This is a genomic window from Halorubrum sp. LN27 (assembly GCF_016635065.1).
Classification (GTDB): Archaea; Halobacteriota; Halobacteria; order Halobacteriales; family Haloferacaceae; genus Halorubrum; species Halorubrum salipaludis.
This window is the reverse complement of sequence record NZ_JAEPET010000001.1, coordinates 3,096,810-3,121,063: the sequence shown is the minus strand read 5'-3', so window position 1 is coordinate 3,121,063 and position 24,254 is coordinate 3,096,810. Positions and strand designations below refer to the sequence as shown.

Annotated in this window: 28 protein-coding genes; 15 read left to right on the top strand and 13 right to left on the bottom strand. The window is 70.7% G+C overall.

Annotation, left to right across the window (positions count from 1 at the left end; all coding sequences use genetic code 11):
• The first annotated feature begins 68 nt into the window (after positions 1-68).
• The 3 genes from JIN95_RS15465 (at position 69) to JIN95_RS15455 (ending at position 1,966) form a co-directional block, all read left to right on the top strand.
• The gene (locus JIN95_RS15465) at positions 69-452 is read left to right on the top strand and encodes a hypothetical protein (RefSeq protein ID WP_095635616.1); all 384 of its coding nucleotides are present in this window, start codon (positions 69-71) and stop codon (positions 450-452) included.
• On the top strand, positions 449-1,039 hold the full coding sequence (locus tag JIN95_RS15460; RefSeq protein ID WP_095635617.1) for an NUDIX hydrolase: 591 nt from the start codon (positions 449-451) through the stop codon (positions 1,037-1,039). The genes JIN95_RS15465 and JIN95_RS15460 overlap by 4 nt, the downstream gene beginning before the upstream one ends.
• A 93-nt stretch (positions 1,040-1,132) precedes the next feature.
• Positions 1,133-1,966, top strand: a complete 834-nt coding sequence (locus tag JIN95_RS15455; RefSeq protein ID WP_200532041.1) for an NAD+ synthase — start codon at positions 1,133-1,135, stop codon at positions 1,964-1,966.
• A gap of 49 nt (positions 1,967-2,015) precedes the next feature.
• Here JIN95_RS15455 and JIN95_RS15450 read toward each other — a convergent pair whose 3' ends face one another.
• Both JIN95_RS15450 and JIN95_RS15445 read right to left on the bottom strand, forming a co-directional pair.
• On the bottom strand, positions 2,016-2,165 hold the full coding sequence (locus JIN95_RS15450) for a hypothetical protein (protein WP_200532040.1): 150 nt from the start codon (positions 2,163-2,165) through the stop codon (positions 2,016-2,018).
• Positions 2,166-2,463: 298 nt separating this feature from the next.
• Entirely contained in the window at positions 2,464-3,561 is a 1,098-nt protein-coding gene (locus JIN95_RS15445; RefSeq protein ID WP_200532039.1) for an anthranilate phosphoribosyltransferase, read from the bottom strand.
• 339 nt (positions 3,562-3,900) lie between these two features.
• On the opposite strand from JIN95_RS15445, the gene JIN95_RS15440 reads away from it, so the two are divergent.
• Both JIN95_RS15440 and JIN95_RS15435 read left to right on the top strand, forming a co-directional pair.
• Positions 3,901-4,059 (top strand): hypothetical protein, encoded by a 159-nt coding sequence (locus JIN95_RS15440; RefSeq protein WP_198951483.1) that lies wholly within the window; start codon positions 3,901-3,903, stop codon positions 4,057-4,059.
• Between the two features lie 72 nt (positions 4,060-4,131).
• On the top strand, positions 4,132-5,190 hold the full coding sequence (locus JIN95_RS15435; protein ID WP_200532038.1) for an Lrp/AsnC family transcriptional regulator: 1,059 nt from the start codon (positions 4,132-4,134) through the stop codon (positions 5,188-5,190).
• 29 nt (positions 5,191-5,219) lie between these two features.
• On the opposite strand, the gene JIN95_RS15430 is transcribed toward JIN95_RS15435, so the two are convergent.
• The 3 genes from JIN95_RS15430 to JIN95_RS15420 form a co-directional block, all read right to left on the bottom strand.
• Positions 5,220-6,002, bottom strand: coding sequence for a bacteriorhodopsin (locus tag JIN95_RS15430; RefSeq protein ID WP_200532037.1), 783 nt, complete (start codon positions 6,000-6,002; stop codon positions 5,220-5,222).
• A gap of 1 nt (position 6,003) precedes the next feature.
• Positions 6,004-7,677, bottom strand: coding sequence for a methyl-accepting chemotaxis protein (locus JIN95_RS15425; RefSeq protein WP_095635622.1), 1,674 nt, complete (start codon positions 7,675-7,677; stop codon positions 6,004-6,006).
• Between the two features lie 149 nt (positions 7,678-7,826).
• A complete protein-coding gene (locus tag JIN95_RS15420) occupies positions 7,827-8,381 on the bottom strand; it encodes a DoxX family protein (RefSeq protein WP_200532036.1) in 555 nt (184 codons plus the stop codon).
• 106 nt (positions 8,382-8,487) lie between these two features.
• Between JIN95_RS15420 and JIN95_RS15415 the strand changes: the two genes are divergently transcribed.
• The 3 genes from JIN95_RS15415 (at position 8,488) to JIN95_RS15405 (ending at position 10,209) form a co-directional block, all read left to right on the top strand.
• Positions 8,488-9,294, top strand: a complete 807-nt coding sequence (locus tag JIN95_RS15415; RefSeq protein WP_095635624.1) for an aldo/keto reductase — start codon at positions 8,488-8,490, stop codon at positions 9,292-9,294.
• 188 nt (positions 9,295-9,482) lie between these two features.
• Positions 9,483-9,644 carry a hypothetical protein gene (locus JIN95_RS15410; RefSeq protein WP_158224018.1) on the top strand — a complete coding sequence of 54 codons (162 nt, stop codon included), beginning with the start codon at positions 9,483-9,485 and terminating at the stop codon, positions 9,642-9,644.
• Between the two features lie 139 nt (positions 9,645-9,783).
• A complete protein-coding gene (locus JIN95_RS15405) occupies positions 9,784-10,209 on the top strand; it encodes a DUF5790 family protein (RefSeq protein ID WP_095635625.1) in 426 nt (141 codons plus the stop codon).
• 24 nt (positions 10,210-10,233) lie between these two features.
• On the opposite strand, the gene JIN95_RS15400 is transcribed toward JIN95_RS15405, so the two are convergent.
• The gene (locus JIN95_RS15400) at positions 10,234-10,995 is read right to left on the bottom strand and encodes a creatininase family protein (RefSeq protein ID WP_095635626.1); all 762 of its coding nucleotides are present in this window, start codon (positions 10,993-10,995) and stop codon (positions 10,234-10,236) included.
• Between the two features lie 170 nt (positions 10,996-11,165).
• Here JIN95_RS15400 and JIN95_RS15395 point away from each other — a divergent pair, with 170 nt between their 5' ends.
• The gene (locus JIN95_RS15395) at positions 11,166-11,513 is read left to right on the top strand and encodes a hypothetical protein (protein WP_095635627.1); all 348 of its coding nucleotides are present in this window, start codon (positions 11,166-11,168) and stop codon (positions 11,511-11,513) included.
• Between the two features lie 18 nt (positions 11,514-11,531).
• Here JIN95_RS15395 and JIN95_RS15390 read toward each other — a convergent pair whose 3' ends face one another.
• Positions 11,532-13,478, bottom strand: a complete 1,947-nt coding sequence (locus JIN95_RS15390; RefSeq protein WP_200532035.1) for an ABC transporter ATP-binding protein — start codon at positions 13,476-13,478, stop codon at positions 11,532-11,534.
• 148 nt (positions 13,479-13,626) lie between these two features.
• Positions 13,627-13,959, bottom strand: coding sequence for a hypothetical protein (locus JIN95_RS15385; protein ID WP_200532034.1), 333 nt, complete (start codon positions 13,957-13,959; stop codon positions 13,627-13,629).
• 133 nt (positions 13,960-14,092) lie between these two features.
• Here JIN95_RS15385 and rnz point away from each other — a divergent pair, with 133 nt between their 5' ends.
• From rnz to JIN95_RS15365, 4 genes are all read left to right on the top strand, one after another.
• Positions 14,093-15,025: a ribonuclease Z gene (rnz, locus tag JIN95_RS15380; protein WP_095635629.1), complete on the top strand. Its 933-nt coding sequence runs from the start codon at positions 14,093-14,095 to the stop codon at positions 15,023-15,025.
• Between the two features lie 142 nt (positions 15,026-15,167).
• Positions 15,168-15,791: a DoxX family protein gene (locus JIN95_RS15375; RefSeq protein WP_234699223.1), complete on the top strand. Its 624-nt coding sequence runs from the start codon at positions 15,168-15,170 to the stop codon at positions 15,789-15,791.
• Positions 15,792-15,901: 110 nt separating this feature from the next.
• Complete coding sequence (locus JIN95_RS15370) at positions 15,902-16,333, top strand: HIT family protein (protein ID WP_200532033.1); 432 nt, start codon at positions 15,902-15,904, stop codon at positions 16,331-16,333.
• 76 nt (positions 16,334-16,409) lie between these two features.
• Complete coding sequence (locus JIN95_RS15365) at positions 16,410-17,204, top strand: AAA family ATPase (RefSeq protein WP_095635632.1); 795 nt, start codon at positions 16,410-16,412, stop codon at positions 17,202-17,204.
• A gap of 56 nt (positions 17,205-17,260) precedes the next feature.
• On the opposite strand, the gene JIN95_RS15360 is transcribed toward JIN95_RS15365, so the two are convergent.
• A complete protein-coding gene (locus tag JIN95_RS15360) occupies positions 17,261-17,812 on the bottom strand; it encodes a hypothetical protein (protein WP_200532032.1) in 552 nt (183 codons plus the stop codon).
• Positions 17,813-17,975: 163 nt separating this feature from the next.
• Between JIN95_RS15360 and JIN95_RS15355 the strand changes: the two genes are divergently transcribed.
• A complete protein-coding gene (locus JIN95_RS15355; protein ID WP_200532031.1) occupies positions 17,976-19,004 on the top strand; it encodes a transcription initiation factor IIB family protein in 1,029 nt (342 codons plus the stop codon).
• A gap of 88 nt (positions 19,005-19,092) precedes the next feature.
• Here JIN95_RS15355 and JIN95_RS15350 read toward each other — a convergent pair whose 3' ends face one another.
• Together JIN95_RS15350 and JIN95_RS15345 are read right to left on the bottom strand one after the other, a co-directional pair.
• Positions 19,093-20,082 carry an arsenic resistance protein gene (locus tag JIN95_RS15350; RefSeq protein ID WP_200532030.1) on the bottom strand — a complete coding sequence of 330 codons (990 nt, stop codon included), beginning with the start codon at positions 20,080-20,082 and terminating at the stop codon, positions 19,093-19,095.
• 394 nt (positions 20,083-20,476) lie between these two features.
• Positions 20,477-21,325, bottom strand: coding sequence for a DUF6293 family protein (locus JIN95_RS15345; RefSeq protein WP_095635636.1), 849 nt, complete (start codon positions 21,323-21,325; stop codon positions 20,477-20,479).
• A 180-nt stretch (positions 21,326-21,505) separates the two neighbouring features.
• Here JIN95_RS15345 and JIN95_RS15340 point away from each other — a divergent pair, with 180 nt between their 5' ends.
• Positions 21,506-23,224 carry a GTP-binding protein gene (locus JIN95_RS15340; protein WP_234699222.1) on the top strand — a complete coding sequence of 573 codons (1,719 nt, stop codon included), beginning with the start codon at positions 21,506-21,508 and terminating at the stop codon, positions 23,222-23,224.
• A 9-nt stretch (positions 23,225-23,233) separates the two neighbouring features.
• On the opposite strand, the gene JIN95_RS15335 is transcribed toward JIN95_RS15340, so the two are convergent.
• Both JIN95_RS15335 and JIN95_RS15330 read right to left on the bottom strand, forming a co-directional pair.
• Positions 23,234-23,800: a hypothetical protein gene (locus JIN95_RS15335; protein WP_095635637.1), complete on the bottom strand. Its 567-nt coding sequence runs from the start codon at positions 23,798-23,800 to the stop codon at positions 23,234-23,236.
• Positions 23,801-23,848: 48 nt separating this feature from the next.
• On the bottom strand, positions 23,849-24,253 hold the full coding sequence (locus tag JIN95_RS15330; protein ID WP_200532029.1) for a hypothetical protein: 405 nt from the start codon (positions 24,251-24,253) through the stop codon (positions 23,849-23,851).
• Between the last annotated feature and the right edge of the window lies 1 nt (position 24,254).

Genomic DNA, 24,254 nt, shown 5'->3' with positions numbered 1-24,254 from the left:
GACGTGGCGGGAGAGGCGGTGACCGCCGCGGTCGAAACCGGTATTCCCCGGCGGCGCCAACGCGGACCATGCGCCGGGTCACCCGGAACCTCCTCGTCGCCATCGCCCTGGTCGCCGTCGCCCTGCTCGCGTTGGGGGCGCTCCCGAGCTACCTCGGGAGCGGCGACCCGTACTACCTCACCGCCGAGCCGATCGAGACGAACGAGACCGCGGCCGACGTGAACAACGTCTCCGACCGGCGGTACCCGTTCCTCACGAGCGCCCTCGCGAGCGACGACGGGCGGTCCGACCCGTACCTGGCTGACTCGTACGGGATCAAGGAGTGGTTCACCCACACCCCGTTCGACGAGGTGGACGCCCTCACTCGGCAGGTGCCGGAGGCCGCGACCGACGACGGGGTCCGCGTCCGCCGGGACGGGCGGGTCTACCACGTGGAGGTGGTTCGGCCGTGAGCGACGACCTTCGCGACCTGCCGGCCTTCGACGACGGCCGCAACCACTCGCTGCCCGGCGAGCCGGAGTGGCCGGTCCGGGAGGTCGTCGTCGAGTACGACGAGGGGTGGTTCGTCGGCGGCTACGACCGCGTCGAGCAGCCCGACGGGACCGAGAAGAAGTACTACTGGGCGGAGCTGTCGCCCGCGACGGTCGTGGTCGCGGTCGCCGACGACCGGGTGCTGTTCGTCGAGCAGTACCGCCCGACCGTGCGGAACACCCAGCTGGAGCTCCCCGCTGGGATCGTCGAGGCCGGCGAGTCGTACACCGAGGCGGGGGCCCGCGAGCTCGCCGAGGAGACCGGGTTCGAGCCGTCGTCGACCGCGCTGCTCCAGGAGGTGTGGTGCTCGACGGGCGTGTTGCGCCACAAGCGCGGCTACGTGTTCGCGGAGGGGTTAGAGCCGGTCGACGTCGACCACGACAGCAACGAGTTCCTCGTCCCGCGGTCGGTGCCGATCGACGAGGCGCTGGCGATCGCCCGGGAGGCGCCGACGAACGACGCGACGCTGGAGGGACTGCTGTTGGCCGAACACGAGGGGCTGCTGTAGGCCGAACACGAGCGACTCCGGCGGAACCCGACGCGCGTCCAGTTCCCCGCGCCGACGGGGAGGTATTAGTCGCCTCGGTCCTAGGCTCTCCCCATGAGCCGGACCTCGGACCAGTCGGTGTTGCTGTCGGACGACCCCCCGCTCGACCTCCTCCTCTCGGACGAGGAGCTGGAGGCAACCCGCGAGCGCATCGTTTCCTTCATCGCCGACCTCGTCGACGGCGCGGGCGCCGAGGGCGCCGTCTTGGGGCTCTCCGGCGGAATCGACTCGACGCTGACCGCCTACCTCGCCGTCGAGGCGCTCGGCGAGGACGGGCTCCACGGGATCACGATGCCCGCGGAGGTGAACGACCCGGACGTGATGAGCGACGCCGAGCGCGTCGCCCACGATCTCGGGATCGAGTACGACGTGGTCGAGATCCAGCCGATCGCGGAGTCGTTCTTCTCGGCGTTCCCCGAGGCCGAAGACGACCGCACGGCGGCGGGCAACGTCTACGTCCGGACCCGCGCGGTGCTGAACTACTTCGTCGCCAACGCCGAGAACCGGGTCGTGTTGGGGACCGGAAACCGCGCGGAGGCGATGACGGGCTACTTCACGAAGTACGGCGACCAGGCGGTCGACTGCAACCCCATCGGGAACCTGTACAAACAGCAGGTGCGCCAGCTGGCCGCCCACGTCGGGGTCCCGCGTGACCTCGTGATGCAGGAACCGACCGCGGGCATGTGGGAGGGACAGACCGACGCCGCGGAGATGGGACTCGACTACGACACCGTCGACGCGATCCTGGCGGTCCACGTCGACGGCGGGCTCTCCCGGGCGGCGACGGTTCGCGAACTCAACGTGCCCGAGGAGGCCGTCGACCGCGTGGTCGAGTTGTACGAGCGCAGCGCTCACAAGCGCTCGATGCCGCCCGCGCCCGAGCGGTAGGCGGCGGGCGGAAGCGGACGGTAGGGCCGAACGAACCGGTCAGCGGGAGTTACGCGTTCTGCGACCGTTCCTTCGCGACCTCCGCGATCCCGGCGTTCGCCGAGCAGTTCGGACACGCGTGTATCCGACCGCGGGGGTCCGCGAACACGCGGGCGAACCGTTCGGAGACGTGCGCCTCGCAGTGTTCACACGTGGGCATGGTGGGGAGCGGTATCGTGGATCATGTTCGGTACACCTTCACTTGGCGCCACGGCCTCAAGACCCCTTTGCGAATTCTCTCCCAAATTCGACCCAGATCCGGCGGTTCGGGCGGTGAAAGCGGGACGAAAGAGAGATGAGCGTGAAGAGAAAGCAGGGTGAAATCGGGATGAAAGCGGGCTGAAAGCGAACCGAAAGCGCCGGTAGCGGTCACGGAACGCGACCGAACGGCGAGTCGAAAAAACGGCGGGCGGAAAGTGGCGAACGAAAAGCGGCGAGAGACGAGACCGACGCCGCGGTCAGAACGCGCGGAGCGCTTCGAGGACCTCGTGCGCGGAGCCGTCGTCGATGGCCTCGCGGGCCAGTTCCAGGCCCTCCTCGATCGAGTCGGCGTCCTCGCCGGCGTAGATCCGCAGCGCGGCGTTGACCGCGACCGCGTCGGCGAAGGGGCCGTCGCGCTCGCCGGCCAGCACCGCCTCGGTGATCGCGGCCGACTCGGCCGCGACGTCGTCGACCGCGAGGTCGTCCTCCTCGAGGTCCATCCCGTACTCCGCGGTCTCGATCTCGAAGTCGGTGAAGGAGGCGCCCTCGGAGCCCGCCGCGTCGTCCGCGTCGTCGCCCGCGTCCCACTCGGCGACCTTGGTGTAGCCGGGGCGCACGTCGTCGTACCCCTCCATCCCCTGGAACATGAGCACGCGGTCGAGGTCGTGGAACTCGCTTGCGACGAACGTGTCGACCACCTTCTTCGCGAACGCGAGGTGGTAGAAGGAGCCGAGGTGCGTGGAGGCGCCGGCGGGGTTCGCCAGCGTCTCGATCGTGTTGACGAACGTGCGGACGCCCATCATGTCCCGACGCTCCCAGAGGTCGTCGACCGCGGGGTTAAAGGCGGGCTGGTAGTAGAAGCCGAAGCCGGTCTCGTCGACCATGTCGGCGGAGTCGGCGGGCGTCAGCTCGGTGTGGACGCCCAGCTCGTCTAAGACGTGCTTGTAGGCGTCCTGCTTCTGCGTGGGCACGCGGTCGCCGGAGTGGACGACGACGGGAGTACCCGCGGCCGCCGCGACGGCGCCCGCCGCGACGCCGAGGATCGCTGACCGCCCCTTCCCGTCGTAGTTGGCGCCGCAGTCGACGGGGTCGGCGTCGGGCTCGGCGTACTCGACGCGGTCGCACATCACGTCGACGTACGCGCCCAGCTCCTCGGGCGTGTTCCGCTTCCAGCGGTTGGCGAGCCAGAACGCCCCGAGCGTCGTCGGGTCCGGCTCGTCCGCGAGAACCCGCTCGAACGCCTCGGTCGCCTGTGCGCGCGTGAGGTCGTCGGCCGACTTGTGGCCGGAGCCGCAGACCTCGGTCATCAGCCGCTTAAGGGGCCAGTCGCCGAACTCCTGAGTCGCCTGAGCCATACGCTCCGTTCGGCCTTCCCGACGAAAAGTCCCCCGCTCGCCTCCCGAACGCTGGGAACCGAAGAGCCCCCGCGTCGGCGGGGACGCGTGACCCGTCGCCGCCTCGGACGAGGGACCCGTCGCCGCCTCGATCGCAGTGCGCGCGAGCGACGAGCCCGGTGATTCGGGGGCGATCGCACCCGTTCCGTGGTACTTGGTCGCATAGTATAAACAGACAGATGTCTATTTCTAACTCAATAAAAGCCCAGAACAGCCAACTATATCGCTACTAGATTCTGTAATACACCTTGAAAGCCGTTAGAGTTATATGATCGTCCATCTAGAGAACAGTTGTTCCCGATGACGTCCAAATCCGTCGCCACCGCGCTCACGCTGTATCGCGCCCGCACGCTGACGCTCGAACAGGCCGCGACCGTCGGCGGCTGCTCGACGACGCAGCTCGAGGAGAGCGCCCGGGCGTTCGCCCCGGCCCCGGGCGAGGCCCCCGCTGACGACTGATCGGTCCCGAACCCCCGTCCCCGTCGAACCGCCTCCGAAACCCGTAGATACCTCGACGCCTTACCTCTGGCAATGAGTCTGGACGCCGACTGGCGGGCCGACCTCGACGCTGTCGACGCGGCCCTCATCGACGAGTACCAGAGCGGCTTCCCCGTCGAGCCGCGCCCCTTCGAGCGGGTGGCCCGCGAGATCGCGGCCGAGACGGGCGTCGAGGTCGACGCCGACGAGGTCCTCGACCGCGTGCGCGACCTCCGGGAGCGCGGCGTGTTCCGGCGGTTCGGGGCCGTCCTCAACCCGCCCGTCATCGGGTCGTCGACGCTGGCGGCGGTGCGCGCGCCCGAGGACCGCTTCGACGAGGTCGCCGAGGTCATCAACGGCTACCGGCAGGTGAACCACAACTACCGCCGCGACCACGAGTGGAACCAGTGGTTCGTCGTCACGGCGGGCTCGCGGGAGACGCGCGACGCGATCCTCGCGGAGATCGAGGAGCGGACCGGCTGCGAGGTGCTGAACCTCCCGATGCTCACGGACTATTACATCGATCTGGAGTTCCCCGTCGTCAACGGCGACCGGTTCGCGCGGGAATCGCTGGAGGGGACGGCGGTCTCCGCCACCCGCATCTCCGAGAGCGCCCGGGGCGATCTCACGCCGCTCGAGGGCGACCTCCTCTTGGCGATCCAGGACGGCTTCCCGCTGTCTCCGACCCCCTACGCCGACGTGGCCGAGGAGATCGACGCCCCCCTCGACGACGTGCTCGCGGCGGTCGAGCGCCTCCTCGCGGACGGCTGCATCAAGCGCATCGGCTGCGTCGTCAACCACGTCGTCACCGGGTTCACGAACAACTGCATGGTGGTGTGGGACGTGCCCGACGACGAGCTCGACGAGCGCGGCGAGGCCGTCGGGAGCCTCCCGTACGTCACGCTGTGTTACCACCGCCCGCGCCGGAGCGACCAGGACTGGGAGTACAACCTGTTCACCATGATCCACGGGCGCGAGGCCGAGGCGGTCGACGCGAAGATCGACGAGCTGGCGGCCGACCACCTCCCCGTCCCACACGAGCGGCTCTACTCGACCGAGACGCTCAAACAGACCGGCGCGCGGTACAAGGATCTGGTCGCGGACGGGGAGTAGAGAGAGAGAAAAAGGAGAAACGAACCGGTTCAGTCGTCGCCGAGGACGGTCGTGTGCTCCCCGTCGGCGGAGTCGGTGCCGGCGTCGAAGCCGGCGGCCTCGGACCCCGAACCGAGCCCGCGCTCGGCGCCGAGGCGGTCGAGCGCGTCCGCGCCCGCGACCGCGACGACGACGAACCCGACCTTCGAGACGATGTCGAGGTAGACGAACACGAGCATCTCCGTCGCCGGCGTCAGCAGGCCGAAGCCGGTTGGCGCGAGCAGCCACACGACCGGGTACAGCGTCCAGAGGACGACGGTGATGTTCCGAAGCGTCCCGAAGACGGCGCGGACCCGGTCGGCCTCGGCGGAGGCCGACCGCGGGAGCGAGACGAGCAGCCCGTAGACGAGCGCGGCGTACGCGGCCGCGGCGACGCCGAACAGGACCCACGAGACGGTTCCGACGGTAGCGACGGCGGCGATTCCGCCCGCGATGATGACCACGTCGACCGCGATCAGGCCGCCGAGCAGCCGGCGCGACGGGCGGGCGAGCAGCCCGAGGTACAACAGGAGCAGCGGCGTCGTTATCAGCCAGTCGACGTAGCGGGCGACCGGGAGGTCGCCGCCCGGCGTCGGCACGGTGCCGAAGCCGAGCGCCATCGCGAGGTACGCGAGCGCCGCGACGCCGGTAACGCCGGCGAGCGTCCCGTAGTAGACCGCGTGCGACTCGCCGGTCTCCGAGGACCGGGAGTACCACGCCCACAGCGGGGGGACCGTGCCGGCGCCCATCGCGAGCAGCCCGATCCACGCCCAGACGGTGGTGTCGGCGAGCATCTCAGTTCACCCCCTCCCCGTCCGGGAAGTCGAAGGAGCCGTCCGCGTCCCCCGCGTCGGTCCCGCCCTCGGTCCCCCCGTCGGAGACCGCGGTGGCGGACGCGTCGGGGCCCGCGCCGTCGGACGGTCCGCCGGACGCGGCGCCGAGGCCGTCGTCGGCCGCGAACTCGAAGTCCTCGACCGCGTCGCGCAGCGCGAGCGCGCGGTCGGAAAGCGACTCGGCGGCGGTTTCGACCGCGCCGAGGGTCCGCTCCTGTTCGTCGACCGCGCCGGTCACGTCGCCGGCCGCGCTCGCGGTCTGTGCGCTGATCGCGGAGACGTCCTCCACGTGCCCGACCACCGCGTCCACGGAGTCGGCCTGCGTCTCGGTCGCTCGGGTGATCTCGGTCATGCTCGTGTCGGTCCGCTCGGAGGCCTCCGCGAGGCGTTCGAGCGCGTCGATCGACGTCTCGACGGTGTCGACGCCGGCGGAGATCCGCTGTTCGGTGCGTTCCATCGCCGCGGCGCCCGTCTCCGCGCGCTCCTGGACGGCGTGGATCCGCGCTTCGATCTCGCTCGCCGACTCCTGCGTCTCCTCGGCCAGCGCCTTGACCTCCTCGGCGACGACCGCGAAGCCGGCGCCGTCGGCGCCGGACCGGGCCGCCTCGATGGAGGCGTTCAGCGCGAGCAGGTTCGTCTGCTCGGCGATCTCCGAGATAGTGTCGACGACCTCGCCGATCTCCTCGACCTCCTCGGCGAGCGCCTCGACCTCCGCGGTCGTCTCCGCGGTCGTCTCCTCGACCGCGTCCATCTCCGCGAGCGCCTCCTCGGCGGCCTCGCGGCCCTCCTCGCCGACCGCGGCGGCGTGCTCCGCGGTCTCCGCCACGTCGGTGACGGTGGAGGCGACCTCCTCGGCCGACGACGCGAGGTTCTCGGCCTCGTCGGTCGCCGCCTGCAGGTCGTCGCGCTGGGTGCGCGCCCCCTCCGCGATCTCCTCGACCGCGTCGCTCACGGTCCCGGTCGTCGTCCGCAGGTTCTCCGTGCGGTCGTCGACGGTGCCGGCCACGTCGGCGGTGTCCTCGGCGACGGTCGCGACGGAGGCGACCGTCCCCTCGAGCTCGTCGGCCATCTCGTTGAACGCGGCGCCGACCCGCGCCATCGCCTCGTTGTCGCTGTCGGGGTCGACGCGCTGGGTCAGGTCGCCGTCGGCCAGCGCGCGCATCGCCGACTCGTACTCGGTCGCCTTGCGCTCGACCGTCTCGGCGCGTTCGGTCGCCTCTCGGCGGGCCCGCTCCGCCTCCTCGCGGGCGTCCTCGGCGTCGTCGATCTCGGACCGGAGCGACGTTCGCATGGCGTCGAACGCCCGGAACAGCCGCCCGATCTCGTCGGTGCGTCCCGTCTCTAACCGCACGTCGAGGTCCCCCTCGGCCATTCGCTCGGCCTTGGCCGTGAGCTGTCGCAGGGAGATAACCGTGTTCGATCCGACGGTGACGCCGATGAGCGCGAGCCCGATCACCGTCAACAGCGTCATCCCGATGAGTCCGGAGCGCACCTCTGCGCCCGCGGCCCCGACCTCGTCCGCGCGGAGGTAGACGATGACCCCGTATGAAACTGAGACCCCCATGACACCGATCAGCGACAGCGCGAGCTTCGCGCCGTAACTGGACCGGATGCCGGAGGACGATCCCTCTTGCATAGTGTAAGGGAAAACTGGGATCGTATCGACATAATAACTGTCTCCCGAATATTGCGTGTGATAACGCTGTGGTACCGATATCGGTCGTCGAAGCGAGGACGGCCGCAGTCGGGAGCAAAAGCGGCCTCAGCCGAGGAGCGAGGGCAACCTCAGCCGAGGAGGTACCGCGCCCACGGGTACCGCTCGACGAGGGGCCGACCGCCGACCTCGTACTCCTCGACGATCGCGTCGAGCCCGAGGATCCGCCCGGCGCCGAAGGCGGCGACCGAGAGGAACACGAGCATGTACGCGAAGTCGCCGTTGATGTAGCCGTGCGCGATGTCCCAGTTCCCGAGGTAGAACAGGAGCATCATGAACGCGCCCCAGAACGCGGCGAGCCGGGTAAGCAGGCCGACTATCACGCCAAGCCCGATGAGGACCTCTCCCCACGGCACCGCGACGTTCACGAAGTCGACGAACAGCGCGTTCTCACCCATCGCGGCGAACAGGCCGGCCGCCGGGCTCCCGTTCGCGGCGGGCGCGTTCTGAAGGTATCCCGCGGCGTTGAACTCGCCGCTGAGGACCTTTTCGAGGCCGCTCTGGAAGAAGGCGAGTCCGATCATCAGCCGCAGCGCCAGGATGAACCAGACGCTGAGGGTGTGGATCCGTCCCTCCACCGATACGCCACCGATCGTGCTTCGCAGCGCGACTTCTTTGGATGACATACGTCCCTGACTCTCGGAGGAGGGTTAAAAATGGATCAGCCTTCTCAGGCGGTGCGATCCGCTCGGAACCGGTACGTTGAGGGCGTCGCCGCCCGCGTGGGAGAACATGGCGAACGCCTTCGACAGGCTCGGGTACGGGACGTACAAGCTGGCCGACGGCGAGGAGTGCGTCTCCGGCGTCGCCCACGCGATCGAGACGGGGTACCGACACGTCGATACGGCGCAGGGGTACGACAACGAGGCGTCGGTGTCTGCGGGGATCGACAGCACCGACGTCGACCGCGACGAGCTGTTCGTCGCGACGAAGCTCTCGACGGACAACCTCTCGTACGACGACGCGACCGCGACCGCGCGGGTGAGCCGCGACCGGCTCGGCGTCGACTCGATCGACCTCCTGTACGTCCACTGGCCGATCAATACCTACGATCCCGAGGAGACCCTCCCCGCGCTCGACGACCTCGTCGACGACGGCGTCGTCGACCGGATCGGGCTCTCGAACTTCCGACCCGACCAGCTCGACGAGGCCATCGACCGGCTGGATCACGACGTGTTCGCGCATCAGGTGGAGTGCCACCCGCTGCTCCAACAGGAGGAGCTGCGTGAGTACGCGGTCGAGCACGACCACTGGCTCGTGGCCTACTCGCCGATCGCGCGCAACCGCGTCGCCGACGTGGACGTGTTAAAAGAGATCGCCGCGAACCACGACGCGAGCCCGGCGCAGGTGAGCCTCGCGTGGCTGCTCTCGAAGGAGCGCGTCGCTCCGATCCCGAAGGCGGCGGACGTCGATCACGTCGAAGCCAACTGGGCGGCCCGCGAGATCGACCTGACCGACGAGGAGATCGCGCGGATCGACGCGCTCGACCGCGGCGAGCGGGTCGTCGACTTCGAGGAGGCGTCGTGGAACCAGGCGTGAGCGCGCCGCGGAACCGGCGGTGATCCGGCGGTCCGGACGGTCTCGGGAGGCCGTGTATTCCGGGCGATCCCGAGGGGGCGCGTATTCCGGGCGATCCCGAGAGTCCGTATATAGCCGTACGGACCCGTACGGGTCGCTATACGGCCCTCATAGTCGATTTTACGTGCCGAGCCGTCGATCCCGTACCCGTGACCGACACCGAGACCGACTCCCCCGGACGGCCCGTCCTGCTGGCCGCGACGCCGAGCGCGGAGCGGGTGGAGCGGTGGCTCCGGACGCTGGCGCTCTTGGCCGGCGCGCTCGGCCTGCTGGTCGGGCTGTTCACGCTGGAGCTCGTCGTCCGGCTGTGACCGAGCGCGGGTTCGGGCGCCGCCCGGGCGGAACTGAACGCGCGGACGCACCGAACCGGACCGCAGACGCCGCGTCGACTCGGGTTTCACTTCCGCTTTCGGGCGCGTTTTTAAAAGGCGTCGGCACGACGAGTCGGGTATGAGCCAGTCCACGTTCGACGACGACGACCTGTTCGGCGAGGCCGCCGAGGAGACCCGTGCCGAGGTCCGAGAGCACCTGCAGGCCGCGCGCGCGGAGCTTCCCGACGCGGACGCCGTGTGGGAGACGGACGCGGACAACGTGCTCGGCGCCCTCAACGGGCTGAAGTCGGCGCTTGACGTCGGCGACGCGGTCGACAGCGTCCGCTCGGCGAAGAAGGCGTACGTGCTCGGCGAGCGCGCCGACGCCTTCGAGGACGCCGAGGATTTAAAAGCGGAGATCGAGGAGCTGGAGTCGCTCGTCGGCGACATCGAGGCCGCCGCAGAGGAGGTCGCCTCGCTCACCGGGACCGTCCCCGCGATCCGCGGCGCGCTGCAGGACGCGGCGGAGGCGAGCGAGGACGAGAGCGAGGAAGACGAGGAGTAGCGCCGCCTCGTTACCTCCGTTCTTTTAAACCGACTCCCGTTCGACGACCGCCGCCGCGAGCTCCGCGAGCGCGTCGCTCGCGAGGTCGAGCAGGATCTCGCCCCGCTCCGCGCCGCCCGCGCTCGGGTCGCCGACGACGCCGTTGTCGGTGAACTCGTCGGCGTCGTGCGCGAGGTTCACGCCCGAGACCCACTCGCCCCAGCGGTCCGCGGCGCCCTCGCGGGCGGCCTCGATCCGGTCTTCCCGAACGAGCGCCGGGTTCGTCGCGCGCAGCAGCGCCGTCTCCAGCGGGCCGGCGTGGCCCATGTCGCCCGCGTGCTCGCCGACCGCCTCGAACCAGGTGAACGCGACCGCGTAGCCGTCGTGAGCGTCGTCGCGGGAGAACCGGCGGGCGACCTCGGCGAGCGCCTCGACGTTGCCGCCGTGCCCGTTGACGAACACGACGCGGTCGATCCCGTGGTCCGGCAGCGATTCGGCCGCCTCGCGGACGTACGCCCGGAACGTCTCCGGGGAGACCCACATCGTCCCGTCGAACGCGCGGTGCTCCTCCGCGACGCCGACGGGGATCGGCGGGGCGACGGCGACCGCGGCGGGCTCTCGCTCGTCGCCTCCCCGCTCCACCGCCTCGTAGGCCGCCGCGCCGGCCTCCGCGACCGCGACCGCGTCGAGCGTGTCGGTCCCGAGGGGCGCGTGCGGGCCGTGCTGTTCGGTGCTGCCGACGGGGACGAACGCGACGTCGACGTCGGCGTCGCGCACGTCGGTCCAGGTTGCGTCCGCGAGTCGCATACGGGCCGGTCGGCGGGACGCGCCGTATAGGCGACGGTCCGCAATCGCGACTGCGAGGCGTAATCGACCGCGAGCGCAGAGCGTAATCGACCGCGTTCTACGCGAGCCCGGCGGAACGTGTGCTCCGCACGGGCGGGGGTATTAATCCGACGGGCGATGAGAAACCATCCATGAGCAACGACAACGAGGATCAAGCCCGGGCGTACGGGGTGACGTTCGGACCGTTGAAGCGGGCGCTCCGCGAGCACCGGTACCCGGTGACGGTCGGCGAGCTGATCGAGCAGTACGGGGGGTTCGAGCTGGAGACCGCGGCGGAGGACCGACGGCTGGAGGCGGCGCTTCAGGGGTGCGAGGCGACGACGTTCTCCGAGCCGTGGGAGGTCCGGGACGCGATCCTCGACAGGCTCGGCGACGACGCGGTGGTCGGGTATCGCGGCGAGCCGGCGGACGGGGAGGGCGACGACCGCGAGGCACCGGAGATCGACCGCGCGGGCAACTGGAGCCGGCTGTCGGAGTAGCCCGCCGCTCTCGGCGCCTCAGTCGTCGTCGCTCTCGGCGTTCTCGATCAGGCGCGCGGTGCGCTCCTGCGCGCGGTCGATGAACTCCTGCGGGAGCTCGTCGATCTCGCCGGCCTGCACGCCCCAGAGGTGCGCGTACAGCCCGCCGTTGTCCAACAGCTCCTCGTGGGTGCCGCGCTCGACGACCTCGCCGCCCTCCAACACGAGGATGGTGTCCGCGTCCTTGATCGTCGAGAGGCGGTGCGCGATCGCGAACGTGGTGCGGTCGGCGGTGAGCCGGTCCAGCGAGCGCTGGATCAGCATCTCCGTCTCGGTGTCCACGTCCGAGGTCGCCTCGTCGAGGATGAGGAGGTCGGGGTCCTTCAGCACCGCCCGCGCGATGGTGACGCGCTGGCGCTGGCCCCCCGAGAGCTTCACGCCGCGCTCGCCGACCATCGTGTCGTAGCCGTCGGGGAGGTTCTCGATGAACTCGTGGGCCTCCGCGGCCCGCGCGGCCTCGCGGACCTCCTCGTCGGTCGCCTCGAAGGTGCCGTAGGTGATGTTCTCGCGGACGGTGCCGTAGAACAGGTACGACGACTGGCCGACGTAGCCGATCGACCGGCGGAGCGACTTCAGCGTCACGTCGCGCACGTCCTGTCCGTCGATCCGGATGGACCCCTCGTCGACGTCGTACATCCGGAGCAGCAGCTTGAGCACCGTGGACTTCCCGGCGCCGGTCGGGCCGACTAAGGCGAGGGTCTCGCCGCCCTCGACCTCGAAGTCGATGTCGGAGACGATGGTCTCCTCGTCGTACCCGAAGCTCACGTCGTCGTAGACCACGTCGCCGTCGCCGACGACGAGGTCCTCGGCGTCGGGGTCCTCGGCGAGCCGCGAGGGCTCGTCCATCAGCCCGAAGATCCGCGCCGAGGAGGCGCGGGCGCGCTGGTACATGTTGATGATCTGCCCGAACTGCGCCATCGGCCAGATGAACCGCTGCGTGTAGAGGATGAAGACGACGAACATCCCGACCGAGAGGTCGCCGGTGAACGGGCCCGGCGGCGCGTCCTGGAACACCCACAGCCCGCCGACGATGAACGTGACCACGAAGCCGATACCGGCGAGCACGCGGAGCCCGGGGAAGAACTTGATCCGGGTCTTGATCGCGTCCCAGTTGGCGTCGAAGTAGTCCATCGACACGTCGTCGACGCGGTCGGACTCGTACGGCTCCGTGTTCGACGACTTGATCACCTGAATGCCCCCGAGGTTGTTCTCCAGCCGGGAGTTCATCTTCCCGACCGACGACCTGACCTCCGCGTACTTCGGCTGGATGGTCTTGATGAAGAGATAGGTGAACCCGCCGATGATCGGCACCGGCAGCAGCGCGACTAAGGCGAGTTGCCAGTTGATCCAGAAGAGCAGCACGCCGATGCCGACGACCATCACGGAGAGCCGGAACAGGGAGTTCATCCCGTCGTTCAGGAACCGTTCGAGGCGGTTCACGTCGTTCGAGAGGATGGACATCATCTCCCCCGTCTGCTTGTCGGAGAAGAACTCCATGTTGAGCCGCTGCATCTTGTCGTAGGTGTCGGTCCGCACGTCGTGCTGGATGTTCTGCGCGAAGGCGTTGAACCCCCAGTTGCGGATCCAGTGGAAGGCGGCCCCGATGCCGAACGCGCCGCCGATGACGGCGATGGTGAACCAGAACTGCTCGGTCTGTCCCGTCGGGAGCCACGCGTCGGGTAAGAGGACGAGCGGGATCTGCTCGCTGAAGGGCGCGTCCTCGTAGAACACGGCGTCGATGGCGATCCCGAGCATGAGCGGCGGGAGGAGGTCCAGGAGCCGCGCGAAGACGCTGGCGAGGATGCCGACGGTGACCTGCGGGAGGTAGTCGCGACCGTACGCGAGGAACAGCCGTTTCATCGGGTTCTCGATCTTGTCCCGCTGTTCCTCGAAGGGGTCGTCTTCCTCCCATTCGACGCTACTCATTAGCCTTTCTTATCGTATCGCGCGGCAAATAGGTTTCCTTCGAACCGAAATGCATCGGCGGAAATCTCCGGTAACGGGCGCCAGAACGGGAGATCGGAGGATCGAAACGGAGCAACTCCGGGGGGCGGGACGCGGTTTCGGACGCGGGTCACACCGCGCGGCGCTCCACGTCCGGGTCGACGCCGGCGGCGTCCAGATCCTCGCGGATGCGCCGCCGGAGGGGGTCGGGAACCCGCTCGCGGGGAACGGGGGCGGCCGTGGACGTGCCCGCGTCCGAGTCAGTCGCGTCCGAGTCAGTCGCGTCCGAGTCGAGGTCCGCGTCCGGCCCTGCGGTCGGCACCGTCCAGTAGAGGACGCGCTCCGCGTCGGCGTAGAACTCCACGGCGAACCGGTCGCCCCCGCCGTCGTAGTGGACGCGGGCCGCGTCGCCCTCGGCGCGCCACCCTTCCTGTCCGACCAGCGCGGCGATCGAGTCGTGCACGGTCGGGTTCGGGTCGGCGGACACATGTCGGTGTCGCCGGCGGCTCGTGGCGATCGGGAGCGTCGCTACTCGCCGGCCTCCCGGGCGCCCTCTCATCGATACCGGTTTACAAACCCCGCTCCCACACCCGTGTATGTCCCTTCGCGTCACGTTCCTCGGGACGGGCGGCGCCGTCCCCACCACCGAGCGCGCACCGAGCGCACTGTTCGTCAACCGCGAGGGCGACCGCCTCCTGTTCGACTGCGGAGAGGGCACGCAGCGCGGCATGATGCGGCACGGGACCGGGTTCGGGATCGACCACCTGTTCGTCTCGCACCTCCACGGCGACCACGTCCTCGGGATTCCGGGGCTGGTCCAGACGCTCGGGTTCAACGACCGGACGGAGCCCCTGACGATCCACTGCCCGCCGGGGACCGGAGACGACCTCCGCGACCTGGTGCACGCGGTCGGGCACGACCCCGCGTTCCGGATCCGGATCGAGGAGGTCTCGCCCGGCGAGGTCGCGCTCGACGCCGACGGCTACGAGGTCCGCGCGTTCGAGACGGTCCACCGGACCGTCTCGCAGGGATACGTCCTGGAGGAGGACGACCGCCCCGGCCGGTTCGACCGGCCGAAGGCCGAGGAACTCGGCGTCCCCGTCGGGCCGAAGTTCGGGCGGCTTCACGCGGGCGAGCCGGTGGAAGCAGAGGACGGGTCAGTCGTCGAGCCCGACCAGGTGGTCGGGCCGCCGCGGCCCGGCCGGAAGCTCGTCTACACCGCCGATACCCGCCCGCGGGAGGGGACCGTCGAGGCCGCGGCGGACGCCGACCTGCTCGTCCACGACGCCACCTTCGCCGACGACATGGCGGACCGCGCCCGCGACACTGCCCACTCGACCGGCCGGGAGGCCGGATCGGTCGCCGAGCGCGCCGGCGCGAAGCGGCTCGCGTTAGTGCACATCTCCTCGCGGTACGCCGCGGACGCCTCGCCGATCCGCCGCGAGGCGCGGGAGGCGTTCGACGGCGAGTGTCTCCTCCCCGACGACGGCGACCTGATCGAGGTGCCGTTCCCCGACGTCGAGGGGTGAGGGTCCCCTCCGGCGGGTCGACGAGCGAGGCTCGTCCCGAACAGCATCACCCGGAGGCCGATCACGGAGGAGCGACGGTCTCCCCGGCGTCAACGCTCCTGCCGAGGTTTTTTGTTTCTGGTCCCGAGACACGAGAGGGATCATGGCGTCACCGGAGACCGCCGACGGCGACTCGACAGACGGGGAGAGGCTCCGTGCGGTCCGGGAGCGGTTCGACCGGGTCGACCGCGAGATAACGCGGCGGATGAACCGGCTCGGGATCCCGGCGCTGCGCGTCGCGCTCGGTGTCGTCTTCGTCTGGTTCGGCGGGCTGAAGGTGATCGGCGGGAGCCCGGCCGCGGACCTCGTCGCCGCGACCGTGTACGTGGTTCCGGCGGAGGTGTTCGTCCCGATCTTGGGCGTCTGGGAGGTGCTCATCGGACTGTGCCTGCTGTACCGCCCGCTGATCCGGGTCGGCATCCTGCTCCTGTTCCTCCAGATGCCGGGGACCTTCCTCCCGGTGGTGTTGCTCCCGGACGTCGTGTTCGCCACGTTCCCCCACGAGCTGACCGTGGAGGGGCAGTACATCGTCAAGAACCTCGTGATCATCGGGGCGGCGCTGGTCGTCGGCGGGACCGTCCGCGGGGACGAGGAGGAAGGTGAGCAGGAAGAGGAAGGGAAGCAGGAGATGAAGGAAGGGAAGCAGGAAGAGGAAGGGCAGCAAAAGGAGAAAGAGGGGAAACAGGAGGAGGAACGGAAGCAGGAGAAAGAGAAGGAGGAGAGGTAGCCCGCGGGGCGAGCCGGTCGCCGGACCGCGGGCCGCCGCGGGTCGGGCGCCGGACCGCGCTCGCCGCGGGTCGGGAAACCTTGATGGGTCGCGGCGACGACCCACCGCGTATGTCCGCAGACTGCATCTTCTGTTCGATCGTCGACGGCGACATCCCGGCCCGGACCGTCCACGAGACCGACGACGTGCTGGCGTTCCTCGACGCCAGTCCGCTCGCGCGCGGGCACACCCTCGTGATCCCGAAGTCGCACGCGCAACACGTCGGCGACCTCGACGACGGCCTCGCGAACGACCTCTTCGCGGCCGTGACGGAGCTCACGCCGCGCGTGCAGGCCGCCGTCGACGCCGACGGCGCCAACGTCGGGATCAACGACGGCGAGGCGGCCGGACAGGAGGTCCCGCACGTCCACATTCACATCATCCCGCGGTTCGAGGGCGACGGCGGCGCGCCCCTCCACGCGGTCGGCGGCGACCGGCCCGACCTCTCCGACGACGAGCTGGACGCGATCGCGGCGGACGTGTCGGCCGCGCTCGACGGCTGACGGGCACGACCCCCGGAGGCCCCCGCTCTCGCCGGCCTTCGCGGCCCTTAAGAATCGGACGGCGGGAGGCGGGAGCATGCAGGCGACGACGCTCGCGCTCGTCGGGGCGACCGGCGGCGCGGGGACGACGCGAACCGCGGTCGAACTGGCGGCACTCGGCGCGCGGGACGGCCGCGACGTGGCGGTCGTCGACGCCGCGTTCACGACGCAGGGCCTCTCCGAGTACGTCTCCGGCCGGATCGGGACCGACCTCACGGCGCTCGTCACCGACGAGGCCGGCGCGTCGCTGTCGGCGGCGACCTATCCGATCGCCGCGGACCGCGGGGGCGCCACCGATGCCGACGACACCCCGGCCCTCCCGGGTCGCGTCGACGCGACCCCGGCCCGCGCACCCTTCGAGCGGGTCGCGCGGGCGAAGACCGCGGAGGCGGCCCGGAAGCTCGAACGGCGGATCGACGAGGCCGCGACGAACTACGACGCCGTGATCGTCGACGCCGCGCCGGTCGGCTCGAACGAGGCGGTCGCGGGGGTCACCGCCGCGGACCGGACGGCGGCGGTGTTCCCGGCGACGACGCACGGGCGCGACGCCCTCCAGCGGCTCCGCGGCCGCGTCGCCGACGTGGGCGCCGGGGTGGACCGGTCGATCGCGGTGGCACGGGGCGTCGACGGCGAGGACGGTGAGGCGGGAACGGAGAGCGACGCCGACGTCCGCCTCCCGCCGACCGATCCGGAGGTCGCGAGCGCGCCGACGGCGGCGACGGGGGAGGGAGAGTACGCGCGCGCCGTCGCGGCGGCGTTCGAGGACGCCTTCGACGCGACGGTCGGGATCGAGTTCGAGGAGCCCGGGCTGGTTGATCGCCTGACCCCCTGAGCGGGGCGGAGAGAAACGGAGAGGAAGCGAGGAGAAACGGCGGAAGAGCGCGCCGCTCAGCGGAGCCCGTCGGGCGATCCGAGCGCGCCGCCGAGCGCGTCATCCTCGCCGCGGGCGGATCCGGCCGAGCCGGTGGAGCCGCCGGAGCCGCCGAGCTGGGCGGAGCCGGCGACGTGGGCGTCAACTGCCTCGGCGACGGCGGCGGGCGGGTCGTGGGTCTCGACGTACGTCGCCAGCGCGAACTCCGCCTCGTCGCCGCCCGCGAGCGCGAGCGCCTCGCTGCGCGCGAGCCGGCCGTCCAGCCAGTCGCGGACCGCGCCCCGGCGGCTCGGCGCGAGGGGACAGACGCCCTCGACGCCGCAGCGGTGGAGCGCCTTCGCCCCCGTCATCGGCGTCACGCCGGCCTCGCGGGCGGCGTCGCCGACGCTCCGGCCGGCGGTGTAAGCGTCGACGAGCGTGGCCGTCGCCTCGGGCGTGCACGGGAGGTCGTCCGCGTGCTCCGCGAGCCGGTCGGCGAGCGGCGTCTCCGTGTCGTCCGCGACGGCGACCCCGCGGTCGCGCTGGCTCGCGGTCACTTCGAGGCCGTCCGCGATCTCCGACAGCGTCATGCGAACACCTCGCTTGTCCGAGTGGTTAAAACCACCGTACTGCAGCAGGGTAATCTCAAAAACCACCGATCGGTTACCGGTCGGTTCGAGCGCGCCGATCCGGCCAATCGACCCCGAATTCTCCCGGGTTTAAGTAAGGCATCGGGCCCGAGTTCGACGTGTGATGAGTGAGGCACGCTCGACCCAGACCCGTTCGCCCCGCGCCGAGACCGACGACGCCGCGACCGCGGACCGCGCCGCGACCGCGGACCGCGCCGAAACGACCGACCGAACCGAAACCGCCGACCGCGCCGCAGCGACCGACGCGGACGAGACCGCGGCCGTCGACGAGACCGCCGCCCGCGAGACCTGTCCCGAGTGCGGCGGTCGGACCCGCGTCGACAGCGCGGAGCGCGTCTGCACCGACTGCGGGCTCGTCGTCGAGGCCGACCGGATCGACCACGGTCCCGAGTGGCGGTCGTTCGCCGACGACGACACGAACCCCAAGCGCACCGGCGCGCCGCTGACGCGCTCGCGCCACGACCGCGGGCTCTCGACGGAGATCGGTCGGTCCACGAAGGTGAAGGGGCGCAAGCGCCGGCGGCTCGCCCGGATGCGGACCCAGCACAACCGCGCGCAGATCTCGACGAAGCGCGACCGCAACAAGGTGTACGCGTACACTGAGATCCGGCGGCTCACCGGCGCCTTGGGGCTTCCCGACAGCGTCCGGGACACGGCCTGCACGCTGTTCGACTCCGCGCAGGAGGAGAGCCTGCTCCGCGGCCGGTCGCTGGAGGGCTTCGCGGCCGCCTGCCTGTACGTCGCCTGCCGCACCGCCGACGTGGCCCGGACCGTCGGCGAGATCTGCGCCGAGGCGAAGGCGACGGAGGACGAGCATCAGGCCGCCTTCGACGCGATGAACCGGGAGCTCGGGCTACCGATCGCGCCGACCGGCCCGGCCGAATACCTCCCGCGGTTCGCCAGCGACCTCGACTGCGGCGCCGACGTGGAGCGCCGCGCCGGCGAGCTGGCCGAGCGCGCCGTCGAGGAGGGGATCGCGAACGGCCGCAACCCGGTCGGGGTCGCCGCCGCCTGCCTGTACACCGCGGCCCGCGAGCTTGGCGCGGAGTGCACCCAGCAGGAGGCCGCCGACGCCGCCGACGTGACGCCCGTGACCGTCCGCCGGACGTACGTGGACCTGACCGACGAGTGAGACCGGAGATCGACCCGACCGTGGAGTGATCGGAGCGATCGTCAGCTTCTGTACCGCGAGTCGAAACCGACGAGCGCGAGCTATCGGTCTACCGATCGGACCGTGAGGCGTCGAAACCGGCCGTCCACCGGCCTCTGACCGCGAGGTGGACCTGCGAGATGACGCCCAAGAGCGGCAGTTCGAGCAGCGGCCCGATCACGAGCGCCAGCGCGATCAACGGCTCGTTCGGGAACGCGACGACGGCGATGGCGAGCGCGGTGGGCGAGTTCCGCGAGAGGATTGTGTTGTTGAAACAGACCAACTCGCCGTACGAGAAGTCGAGCAGGCGGCCGGCGGCGAACCCGACCCCGAGGTTGATCGCGTAGAACAGCGCGACCGGGACCGCCATCAGCGCCAACAGGCGGGGGTTCTCGACGATCACCCCGCCCTGCGACGCGAACATCGCCCCGATAGCGAGCGCCAGAAAGACGATCTGGACCGGGCTCAGCCGCGGCAGGAATCGCTCCCTGAACCACGTCTCCCCCTTCGCCCGGGTGAGGCCCCGGCGGGCGACGCCGCCGAGAAGGAGCGGGACGACGAGGACGAGCAGGACGCTCTCCGCGAGGAGGGCGAGCGGCAGGTCGACGAGCGTCCCCGCGAAGGCGTAGAGGTACACCGGCAGCAACACCAGCTGGAGGACGAGGTTGTACGGCAGCAGGGAGGTCGCGAGCGGCACGTCGCCGTCGGCGAGGTCGGTGAACACGAGGTACCAGTCGGTACACGGCGTCACGAGGAGCATGATGAGCCCGACCCAGAGCGCGGGCTGATCGCGGAGGAAAACCGCGCCGAGCCCGACCGCGAGCAGCGGGCTCCACACGAAGTTGACGAGTAAGCTCGACCCCGCGACCCGGCGGTTCCCGAACGCCTCCCGCAGGCTGGACAGCGGGATCCCGACGAACGCGGCGAACAGCATGACCATCAGGAACGGGACGATGAGCCGGTCCGCGACGGGCGCGACGCCCTCGATCTGCCCGGCCGCGAGCCCGACCGCGACGGCGGCGAGGACGAGGGCCGACTGGTACTTCTCGACGGCGTCCATCGTCTCCGTCCTGCGTCGGCGGCGTGCTAAGCCTGTGGGTTCGCGTCGGCGGGGCGGCGAGTAGAAAACGGGAACGCAGCGCGAGAACGACGGCGAAGCCGCCGTTTCGTGACGGTCCGCGGGCGAGCGCGGCGGCGTCAGCGGGGGCCGCCGGTGGGGAACCCGACGGCGGCGACGCCGACGGCGACCGACCGTCGCCGAGGGGGCGACGACGGCCGGTGACCGACGGCGGGCGAGAGGGAGGGCGCGGAGGGCAGAGGGAGTGCCGCGACCGCCCGGCGGGCGTCACGCGTCTGGATCGAGGGGCGATTCCCGTTTCTACGTTAGCCGTGTATAGTCCGGATAAAGCGTACAATTCGTTCCGATCTGAGGAACCGCAACGCGCGTGCTGCGCTCACTCCCCGCCGAGCTTGTGCTGGAACGCGAAGAAGACGCGGCGGCCGGTCTCCGTGAGCCGGACGGTGTCCGATCGGCCCACGTCCTCCAGCTCGACGTAGCCGCGGTCGCGGAGGGGCGAGAGCACGTGCGTCTCCAGCGCGCGGTACTTCGCCGTCCGGCTCGCGCCCGCCTCGCGGAGGAACGCGAGGTCGCGCTCGCGCGCCCACTCGATCAGGTTCCACTTGTCGGTCGTCACGTTGTCGTCGTCGCGGTCGAGGAGCCGGCCGAGCACCGCGACCTGGTCGGTCGTCGGCGCGTCCATCGGGTATAAGGGGAGGTCGACGGTGCGCTCGACGCCCTCGGTGAGCGGCTCCTCGCGCACGTCGTGGCGGTGGCGCTCGGGCTCGACGCTGTAGGGGCGGGCGCCGACGATCATACACGCCATCGCGACGCCGACGGCGGCGATCCGCGGGCCGGTCGAGACGTTGGCGAACAGCCGGTCGCCGTCGTCCTCGCCGGCACCGTGGCGGGCGGCGACCGTCGTCGTCACGCCGAGCACGTCGTACACGTCGGCGAGCTCGACGGGGAGCGCGCGGACCGACGCGAACTCGGCGGCCGCGGTCCACGCGTCGCGCTGGTAGTCGGTGAGCCGGTCGAGGTCGACGCGGGTGTCGGCCGGGTCCGCGGCGTTAGCCGCCTCGAAGTCCACAGCCCCCCGGGCGGCCTCGCGACCGGGGGCGTCCGCGAGCAGGTAGACCACGTCCGCGCCGTGGCGGCGGAGGGGCTCGACGATCCGGTCGCGCTCGTGGCCGAGCGGCGCGACGTGAACGCGCCGTTCGGCGACGCTGGGGACCGATGTGTCCATACAGCCGTTCCCTCCGGCGATCGCTTAAAGGGTGCGTCGCGGGCGCGTTCATGCGGGAAGCGGGAGCGGTCCGGACGGCTCCTCCCGTCCAGACCGCTCCCCATTCCTCGGTACCGATCACGTGACGTGGGGACCCATAGCACGAAAACCGTTAAGCACGGCTGTCGCCTACGAGCGGGTATGAGCGCTGACCGGTCCGCCCTCCGGCGGGCCATCGAGCGCGGCGAACGGGACGGCGGCGAGATCGAGTTCAAGGAGCGGCTGACACGCGAGGTCCACCTGGCTGAGGGCCGGATGGAGTCGCTCGTGGCCCAGCTCCGCCACCGCGTGCTCTCCGGCGACGGGGAGGCGACCTACGTCCTCGGCGTCACCGACGACGGCGGCCTGGCCGGGATCTCCCCCGACGCCTTCTCCGAGACGATGGACGTGCTCTCGCTTCTGGCAGACGAGGCGGACGCCCACATCGCCGACGTGGAGACGTGGAGCGCCGGCTCCGACGGGAACGGGAGCGCCGCGGGGCTCGTCGGACTCGCCACCCTCCGCGACGGCGGGATGTTCGAGACGGACGACGACCACCTCGTGATCGGCACGGCCGGCCACGTCGACCACGGGAAGTCGACGCTCGTCGGCACGCTCGTCACCGGTCGGGCCGACGACGGGCAGGGCGGCACGCGCGGCTTCCTCGACGTCCAGCCGCACGAGGTCGAGCGGGGGCTCTCGGCCGACCTCTCGTACGCCGTCTACGGCTTCGAAGACGGCGGCGCCGAGCCGGTCCGGATGGACAACCCGCACCGCAAGTCCGACCGCGCGCGGATCGTCGAGGAGGCCGACCGGCTGGTCTCGTTCGTCGACACGGTCGGCCACGAGCCGTGGCTGCGGACGACGATCCGCGGGCTCGTCGGCCAGAAGCTCGACTACGGGCTCCTCGTCGTCGCCGCCGACGACGGCCCGACGAAGACCACCCGCGAGCACCTCGGGATCCTGCTGGCGACGGAGCTGCCGACGATCGTCGCGATCACGAAGGCGGACGCCGTGACCGACGAGCGGCTCGCCGCGGTCGAGCGCGAGGCCGAGTCGATGCTGCGGGACGCCGGCCAGACGCCGCTTTTGGTCGACCGTCACGGGATCGACACGGCGGTCGCGGAGGTCGGCGACGGCGTCGTTCCCCTGCTCCGGACCAGCGCGGTGACGAAGGCGGGGATCGAGACGCTCGACCGGCTGTTCGAGGCGCTCCCGAAGCGGGCGACGCCCGACCGAGAGGCGTTCCGGATGTACGTCGACCGCAGCTACAAAGTGACCGGCGTCGGCGCGGTGGCGTCCGGCACGGTCAACTCCGGCACGGTGGAGGCCGGCGACGAGCTCCTCCTCGGGCCGATGGCCGACGGCTCCTTCCGCGAGGTCGAGGTCAGGTCGATCGAGATGCACTACCACCGGGTCGACAAGGCGACGGCCGGCCGGATCGTCGGGATCGCATTGAAGGGCGTCGACGAGGCGGAGATCGAGCGGGGGATGGCCCTGGTGCCCCGCGGGAGCGACCCCCGGCCGGTCCGCGAGTTCGAGGCCGAGGTGATGGTGCTGAACCACCCCACGCGGATCCAAGAGGGGTACGAGCCCGTCGTCCACGTCGAGACCGTCTCCGAGGCGGCCGTCTTCGCCCCCGAGGGGGGGCGGCTCCTCCCCGGCGACACGGGACGGACCGCGGTCCGGTTCAAGTTCCGCCCGTACCTGATCGAGGAGGGCCAGCGGTTCGTCTTCCGCGAGGGGTCGAGCAAGGGGGTCGGAACCGTCCGGTCGATCGGGGGGGACGGCGGGAACGAGGGCGACGAGAATCAGGACACCGGGAACCGAGACGGCGGGAACGAGGGCGGCGTCCGCGACGGAATCGGCTCCGAGGAGTGACCCGGTCGGTCAGGCGCCGCCGTCGTCCGGGGCGTCGGCGACGGTGGCGACGCTCGTAGCGGCGTCCTTGTTCGGCGGCGCGACGAGGGGCTCGAACTCCTCGTAGCGGAACCGCCCGAGAGTCTCTCCAGAGATGGTCTTGAAGTGGCTGTACAGCGCGCCCTCGTCGAGGGCGGACTGCGTCATCCCCTCCGCCATCGTCATGTCGTACTTACACGGGACGAGGATCGACCGCTCTTCCTCCGGGTCGATCAGCTCGATGGCGACGTACATCACCCCGTCGATGGCGTCCCCGTACACGAGGTACTCGGAGAACGCCTCCTCGTCGTACGCCTCGACGAACGCGTCGGCGTAGTTGTTCGGGACCACGTGCATCAGCCCGAACCGGTCGTGCTCTTTCATGTCCCGGCTGACCGTGTCGGTGTGGGGGACCATGACGACGGTCGTCTCCCACCCGTCCTCGCGGCGTTCCTCCGCGAGCAGGTCGGTCTCTTCGAGCGTCTGCTCCCACGCGGTGATGTGCTCCTCGCCGAACCGCTGTCGCTGACGGACGAAGGCGTCCTCCTCGGGGTCCATTGCTGTGTGCGACTGGTCGGGGGAGGAAGATAACTCTTTTCGACCCGCTCAGGCGACGCCGAAGACCGTTTCCATCAGAAGCGAGCCCGCGAGCGTGACGACGCCCGCGAGGAACACCTTTCCGGCGACGCAGACCCGCTCCGGCGGCGCCGGGAGCCGGATCCATCGGACCGGCGGAACCGCACGCACGAGCCCCTCGAGCCGCGTGCCCCGCGCGCTCACCGCCGGTCCGTCGAGGTCGTCGACGGAGGTCGGCCACAGCCGCACCGTGGCGTAGCCGACGAGGAGCCATCCGGCGACGAACGCCAGGAACTTCCCGCGGACGAACCCGCCGCCGGTCGCGAGCCCGAGCGCCACCGCCCCGAGCGTCGCGGCGCCCGCCAGCGCCAGCGCGTACGCGAGCGCGTCGAGCCACGCGCGGGCGCGAAGCGAGAGCGACCGGGGAACACCCATC